This window comes from Sphingomonas sp. (genome assembly GCF_031380695.1).
Lineage (GTDB): Bacteria > Pseudomonadota > Alphaproteobacteria > Sphingomonadales > Sphingomonadaceae > Sphingomicrobium.
This window is the reverse complement of sequence record NZ_JANMWY010000113.1, coordinates 1-4,609: the sequence shown is the minus strand read 5'-3', so window position 1 is coordinate 4,609 and position 4,609 is coordinate 1. Positions and strand designations below refer to the sequence as shown.

General features: G+C 65.2%; 5 protein-coding genes. 4 read left to right on the top strand and 1 reads right to left on the bottom strand.

Annotation, left to right across the window (positions count from 1 at the left end):
- Nucleotides 1-1,230 (top strand): 5'-nucleotidase C-terminal domain-containing protein (locus RMN84_RS04250; RefSeq protein WP_309610958.1); only part of this gene is annotated, 1,230 nt, incomplete at its 5' end.
- Nucleotides 1,231-1,233: 3 nt separating this feature from the next.
- Here the strand turns inward: RMN84_RS04250 and RMN84_RS04245 are convergent.
- Nucleotides 1,234-2,685 (bottom strand): AMP nucleosidase, encoded by a 1,452-nt coding sequence (locus RMN84_RS04245; RefSeq protein WP_309610957.1) that lies wholly within the window; start codon nucleotides 2,683-2,685, stop codon nucleotides 1,234-1,236.
- Nucleotides 2,686-2,858: 173 nt separating this feature from the next.
- Between RMN84_RS04245 and RMN84_RS04240 the strand changes: the two genes are divergently transcribed.
- The 3 genes from RMN84_RS04240 to RMN84_RS04230 all read left to right on the top strand — a co-directional run.
- Entirely contained in the window at nucleotides 2,859-3,221 is a 363-nt protein-coding gene (locus tag RMN84_RS04240; protein ID WP_309610956.1) for a MarR family transcriptional regulator, read from the top strand.
- Nucleotides 3,218-4,321, top strand: a complete 1,104-nt coding sequence (locus tag RMN84_RS04235) for an HlyD family secretion protein (protein WP_309610955.1) — start codon at nucleotides 3,218-3,220, stop codon at nucleotides 4,319-4,321. The genes RMN84_RS04240 and RMN84_RS04235 overlap by 4 nt, the downstream gene beginning before the upstream one ends.
- Nucleotides 4,321-4,609 (top strand): MFS transporter (locus RMN84_RS04230; RefSeq protein ID WP_309610954.1); only part of this gene is annotated, 289 nt, incomplete at its 3' end. The genes RMN84_RS04235 and RMN84_RS04230, both read left to right, overlap by 1 nt.

Sequence of the window (4,609 nt, the reverse complement as noted above, 5' to 3'; positions counted from 1 at the left end):
TGCGGCAAGTTCACGACGCTCAGGCCGTGCCGCCTCGAGCCGTTCGCCGGGGCGAAGTTCCGCTTCCTCGCCGCCAATGTCCGCACCGCTGACGGCGTCACCCTCTTCGCGCCAACGGCAATTCGCCAGTTCGGCGCGGTGAAGATCGGCTTCATCGGCCTGACCCTGGCCGGTACCGGCAAGCTCGTCAGACCGACCGCCTCGGCGGGGCTGTCGTTCGAGGATGAGGCGGCGACGGCCAATGCGCTGGTGCCGGAGCTGAAGGCGCAGGGCGCGGACACGATCGTGCTGCTGATCCACCAGGGCGGCAGGACCCCGGCGTTCACCGAGGGACAGGGCTGCGACGGGCTGAGCGGCGACATCTTGCCGATCCTCGACCAGCTCGATCCGGCCATCGCGACGGTGGTGTCAGGGCATACCCACTATGCCTATATCTGTGAACGCGGCGGGCGATTGCTGACCAGCGCCGGGAAATATGGCTATTTTTTCAGTGATGTGCGGCTGGCGTTCGACCCATCGTCGCACCGGCTGATTGCTCAGCACGCCGCAAACCTCATTACCGGTACAAGCGCCGCGGGCGAGGACCCGGCGGTCAAGGCGGTCGTCGATCGCTATGCCGCCGCCGTCGCCCCGATTGCAAATCGTGTGGTTGGGCGGCTGGCCCGGCCGCTACCGTATAGCGACAAGAATCAGGAGAGCCCGGCGGCTGACCTCAACGCCGATGCTTTCCTGGCGGCGGGACGACGGGCGGGCGCGCAGATCGCGCTGGTCAATGCGACCGGAGTGCGGGTCGGGCTGGTGGCGGGGCCGGTGCGCTATGGCCAGCTGTTCTCGATGGTGCCGTTCAACAACAAGGTGGTGGTCAAGACACTGACCGGCGCGCAGGTGAAGGCGTTGCTGGAGCAGCAATTCCAGGCGCCGAGCGATATGGCCGGCGCCGCACCGGCGGTGCTGGTACCGTCGGCGGGCACGCGGTTTGCCTATGATTTGCGGCGACCTGTCGGAGCGCGGATCGTGGCGGTGACCCTCAACGGCAAGTCGATCGGCCCGACCGCTCGCTATCGCATCGCGACGAACAACTATCTCGCCAACGGCGGCGATGGCTACAGCGTGCTGACGGCCGGAACGGGCGCGGTCGACGTTGGGCTCGACATCGACGCACTGTCGGCGTGGTTGGCCCACGGACAGCGAGTGCCGACGGTGGGCCGGGTCGTCAACGTTGGTCGATAGGCGCTAGCGCAACGGCGGTTCGTCGAAGCTTCGAAGTTTGCGGCTGTGCAGACCGTCGCCTTCCTGACGGAGCAGGTCGAGCGTTTCGATACCGATGCGCAGATGCTGGCTGATCGATCGTTCGTAAAAGGCATTGGCCTGGCCGGGCAGCTTCAACTCGCCGTGCAGCGGTTTGTCGGATACGCACAGCAAGGTCCCGTAGGGTACGCGGAAGCGATAACCCTGCGCCGCAACGGTGGCCGACTCCATGTCGATCCCGACCGCCCGGCTCTGGTTGAAGCGCAGCGCCGACGAGGTGTAGCGCAGCTCCCAATTGCGGTCGTCGGTGGTGACGATGGTGCCGGTGCGCATGCGCTTCTTGAGCTGGTCTTCGCTCTCGCCGGTGACCGTGGCGGCGGCGGTCGCCATCGCGGTCTGGACCTCGGCGATCGCCGGGATCGGGATTTCGGGCGGCAGGACGTCGTCGAGCACATGGTCGTCGCGTAGATAGGCGTGAGCGAGGACATAATCGCCGATCGTCTGGCTGGGGCGCAGGCCGCCACAATGGCCGATCATCAGCCACGCCTCCGGCCGTAGCACCGCGATATGGTCGCAAATTGTCTTGGCGTTGGACGGGCCGACGCCGATGTTGACCAGAGTTATGCCGTCGCCCGAGGGCGTGCGGAGGTGATAGGCCGGCATCTGATGCCGGCGCCACACACCGGCCGCGATCTGCGCCTCGGCATCGGCCAGATCGCCATGCTCGAACGTTCCGCCGGGCACGCTCAGCGCGGTGAAGCGGCTGTCGGGATCGCGCAGTTTGGTGATGGCGAAGCGCACGAATTCATCGACGTAGCGAACATAGTTGGTGAACAGCACGAACGACTGGAAATGGTCAGTTGGTGTGCCCGTATAATGTTTCAGTCGCGCCAGGCTGAAGTCCGTGCGCGGACCGTCGAAGAGGGCCAGCGGGCGGATCGGGCCGGGCTCCATGTCCCATGCGCCGTCGGCAATCTCGTCGCCGATATGGACCAGTTCGCTCGACGGGAACCAGCGCGACAGCTCGGCGGTGGAGATGCCCTCGAGCGCGAGGTCGCCGCCGTCGAGGACGTAGGGGTAGGGGATTTCGCTCGCCGAACGGCCGACGGTTACTCGCACCGGATAGTCGCGGACGAGGTGGCCGAGCTGGGTCGCGAGATAGGCGCGGAACAGGGCGGGGCGGGCGATCGAGGTGGCATAGACGCCGGGCTGATTGAGCCGGGCAAAGGCGCGCGCCGGGGTCGGCGGCGGCGTCTCCGGATCATATTCGATGCGTAATTCGGGATAGGCGAAGGCACCGTTGGCCCGGGCCGCACGGTCGGGACGGGTGGCATCGCGCGTATAGGTAGTAAGGCCAGCGCGAAGGTTGGTGACGGACGTGCGGTATATTTCCTCAAGCGCGTCTAGGAGCGCGGGGATGTCTTCGGATCGAGTCATGGCTCCGGATGGCGCGAAGCGGAGCGTGGCACAAGAGCTAGCCGCTAAGTCTTGACATAATAAGCCCCCTTATTATATGGGGGCTTATGCCTTCTGAACATCTTGCTTGGGAAATTGCCGAAACAGCGCACATTGTTCGGCGGGCCTTTGACCGCCGCGCGCTGAAATTGGGCGTGACGCGGGCCCAGTGGCGGCTGATGTTACGCCTGTCGGTCTCGCCCTTGCTGCGGCAGGTCGAAGTGGCGGAACTGCTAGACATCGAGCCGATTACGCTGTGCCGCATCGTTGACCGGCTGGAAGAGGCCGGGTTGGTCGAGCGCCAGCGCGATCCGTCGGATCGACGGGCATGGCTCCTTAAATTGACCACGACGGCAGAGCCGCTGCTGGAGAAGCTTCGCACCATTGCAACCGAGTTGTCCGCCGAGGCGTTCGATGGGCTGGAAATGGCGCACATCGACGCCGTGCGCTCGGGATTGGCTCGTATCCGGGATAATTTGTCCCAGCTGACCGAAACGCACTGCCGGGTTTCCGCATGAACCAGATGAAGAAATTGGACCGCGGCCAAGTAGCCGAAGTTCGTCAGGAAAATCTTGGCGCGTTCGACGATGTTCGCTCGCCGGGCGAGACCGACACGCCGGTAGCGCCCAAGCGCAGCCCGAAGCGCATCATGCTGCTGATCTCGGTGCCGCTGATCATCCTGCTTGTCGGCGGCTGGATCTGGCTCAACAGTGGCAAGTCGGTGTCTACCGACAATGCCTATGTCAAGCAGGACATCACCTCGATCAGCACCCAGGTCAACGGCCCGGTGATCGAGGTCAACATCCGCGAGGGCCAGCGGATCAAGCGCGGCGACATCTTGTTCCGCGTCGATCCGGCACCGCTTCAAGTCGCACTCGCCAATGCCCAGGCGCAACTCGCCGCCGCGCAGCTTCAGACCATCCAGCTCCGCACCCAGGCGTCGGGCATGTCGGGCGACATCGTCGGCGGCGAGGCCAATCTCGCCATCGCACAGCGGGCACTTGCTCGCCAGAATCAACTGCTCGCGCAGGGCTTCACGACCCGTGCAGCGCATGACGACGCGATCAACGAGGTCGAGAAGGCCCGCGCCCAGCTTGCCGACGCCCACGCTCGCGCCGCCAATGCAACCGCCGCGATCGCGCCCGATGGTACCCAGCCTCAGGTCGCCGCCGCCCAGGCCGCGATAGCCAAGGCCCAGCTCGACCTTCAACACGCCGTGGTCCATGCTCCCTCGGACGGTGTGATTGCCAAGGCCGACCGCTTGCTCGTCGGCCAGACCGCGATCACCGGCCTGTCCATGCTGTCGATCGTCCGCGACAAGGCCGCGTGGGTCGAAGCCAATTTCAAAGAAGGCGACCTTGCGCGGATGCGCGTCGGCCTGCCCGCGACGATCAGCTTCGATGCCTATCCGGGGCTCAAAGTGCGCAGCCATGTCTGCACCATCGGTTCGGGCACGGGCAGCGAATTTTCGGTGCTCCCGGCACAGAACGCCAATGGTAATTGGGTCAAGGTGACCCAGCGCGTGCCCGTCCGCGTCTGCTTCGACGAGGCGCCGCCGCGCGACATGATCGCCGGCCTGTCCGCCAGGGTTGAGGTCCAGCTCGAACCGTCGCGCTGATGGATGAGCCCCATGCGCTAGAGCCGGGCCGGCGAACGCTGGTTACGATCGCGGTGATGCTCGCGGTCCTCATTCAAGTGCTCGACACGACCATCGCCAATGTCGCCCTGCCGCACATGCAGGCAAGCCTCGGTGCGACCCAGGACAGCATCAACTGGGTACTGACCAGCTATATCGTCGCGGCGGCGATCGCCATCCCGATCGCCGGCTGGCTCGCCGACAAAATCGGTCGCAAGCGGCTTCTGGTCATCGCCGTGATCTGCTTCACTTTCGCCAGTTTCCTCTGCG

What these genes read in the sequence shown, in the direction of transcription:
- RMN84_RS04245 (WP_309610957.1), bottom strand. Translation starts at nt 2,685, where the DNA reads ATGACTCGATCCGAAGACATCCCCGCGCTCCTAGACGCGCTTGAGGAA.
- RMN84_RS04235 (WP_309610955.1), top strand. Translation starts at nt 3,218, where the DNA reads ATGAACCAGATGAAGAAATTGGACCGCGGCCAAGTAGCCGAAGTTCGT.